The organism is Haloparvum sedimenti (genome assembly GCF_001462205.1).
In the GTDB taxonomy this organism is placed as follows: domain Archaea; phylum Halobacteriota; class Halobacteria; order Halobacteriales; family Haloferacaceae; genus Haloparvum; species Haloparvum sedimenti.
Genome location: NZ_LKIR01000017.1, coordinates 1 through 1,649 on the forward strand (window position 1 = coordinate 1; position 1,649 = coordinate 1,649).

Genomic DNA, 1,649 nt, shown 5'->3' on the forward strand with positions numbered 1-1,649 from the left:
AGTGGGAGACCCTCTGGGAGTACCGGTTCGCCGTCTGTCCATTCATACTCATACTGATTCATTGGCGAGCGGCAGTGCTGTGTGACGCGGAGAGGTGTGGGGTGGGGTCTTACGAGGAGCTCTTCGAGTTGGATAGCGGCCGCGCCGTGCCGTTCGGCACGCACCGTCATCCGGTTCGCCCGTGACATCCGTTCTCTATCGTTTAACGGACCGCTAGGCTTAAGCGCACCACAGCACTACGACCGATGCGCGCCAAGGTGGCAGAGTTCGGTCAGACGCAGCGGCCTGCAGAGCCGCCCAACGCCGGTTCAAATCCGGCCCTTGGCTTTCGTTTTCGGTCGCGTTCTGTGTGTTCAATGTACGCTCGCACACGGGTTCCCAAAACCGGGGAGGGAAAGTAATTGTTATACGCGGGGTGGCCCATGCTCGAATCATGCAACGACGCGCTGTAGCCGTCTACGTCGCGCTCTTCGTTCTCGTCGGCGCTGCGGCGGGTGCTCTCGTCGCCACCGCGGACGCGCCGGAGGTGTCCTTCGAGGACCCCGACCATCGGCTCTCAGCGGGGGAGCAGTTTGAGGAGAACGGCGTGACCTACACGGTAACGGAGCTGTCACGGAGCGAGGAGGAGGATCACGGTGAAGTGACCGTGTCGTACTCGGGAACGATAGAGTGGAACGAGTCGGCCGACCAGTCTGCGGATTGGGCGAACGACAGCACGGTGACGTACGACGATACGGAGTGGACCGTCGTCATCGAGGGAGACGACCCCGACAGGTTCACGCTCCGCGAGGAGATCGACCGGCAGGCGATCTTGGAGTCGGACGAGAACGCCGACAACGAGACGGTCCAGCGCGACGGGGAGGAGTACGTCATCGTCGAGGAGGACGGTGAGGCCACGCTGGTTCCCGCCGACGAGTACTTCCCGGAGCCCGAGGAACGCGAGTTCGCGACGGGCGACACGCTCGAGTACGACGGCCACGAGGCGACGGTCGACGCGGTTTCCGCGGACGCCGCGACGCTTATCTGGGAGGAAACGGTGACGCGGTCGTCGGGCTTCGCACAGGAGGAGAACGTGACGGCCGGTGACACCACGTATCTGGCCTATTTCACCTCCGGTGAGGAAGTCGTCCTCACGAGCGATCAGGCTGCGTACCAGGCGCAGCTCGCGGAGATCAGCGAGTTCGGGGAGACCACGGACGCGCTCTGGCGCGTGATCATCGCCAACGGCGTCGCATCGCTGCTGCTGCTCGGCCTGGCGTTCGTTCCGTCGCGCTACTGAGCGCCCGGGCTACTTTTTCGACCGACAGCCCCATTTGGTCTCCGAACCACGGGCTCGTATGGTTTCGACCGCTGAGAAGGTCCGACAGCTCGCTCCGCACTGGGCCGTCATGTTCGTCGTTATGTACGGTCTGTTGGCGGTCGTGCGAAGCGTGCACGGTGATCCAAGCTTCATCGAGTCGGTCGTTCTCGTGGTCGTCGTCGCGTTAGGGTATCCGACGGTGGTTCGGCTGCTCGGCGTCGCTCCGGCGGTCTGGGACCCGGAATGACGGTTCGATCGGCCGTGTTTAATCGCTAGATAGCGTCGGATCAGGTCGTCAGAGTAAGGGAGTTGAAGCGGGAGAGTCGAAGTTGTGCCTACGAAAATCTCC

The 1,649-nt window shown here is 62.9% G+C and carries 3 protein-coding genes and 1 tRNA gene; all 4 read left to right on the forward strand.

The genetic code is table 11. The features are described 5' to 3' along the window. Positions 1–185 (forward strand): hypothetical protein (locus AN233_RS17550; RefSeq protein WP_218055031.1); only part of this gene is annotated, 185 nt, incomplete at its 5' end. Between the two features lie 66 nt (positions 186–251). Continuing rightward, a tRNA-Cys gene (locus tag AN233_RS01200) sits at positions 252–327 on the forward strand. 106 nt (positions 328–433) lie between these two features. Continuing rightward, positions 434–1,279, forward strand: coding sequence for a hypothetical protein (locus tag AN233_RS01205; protein WP_058365056.1), 846 nt, complete (start codon positions 434–436; stop codon positions 1,277–1,279). Between the two features lie 58 nt (positions 1,280–1,337). Next, positions 1,338–1,547: a hypothetical protein gene (locus AN233_RS01210; protein WP_058365057.1), complete on the forward strand. Its 210-nt coding sequence runs from the start codon at positions 1,338–1,340 to the stop codon at positions 1,545–1,547. Positions 1,548–1,649: the final 102 nt, after the last annotated feature.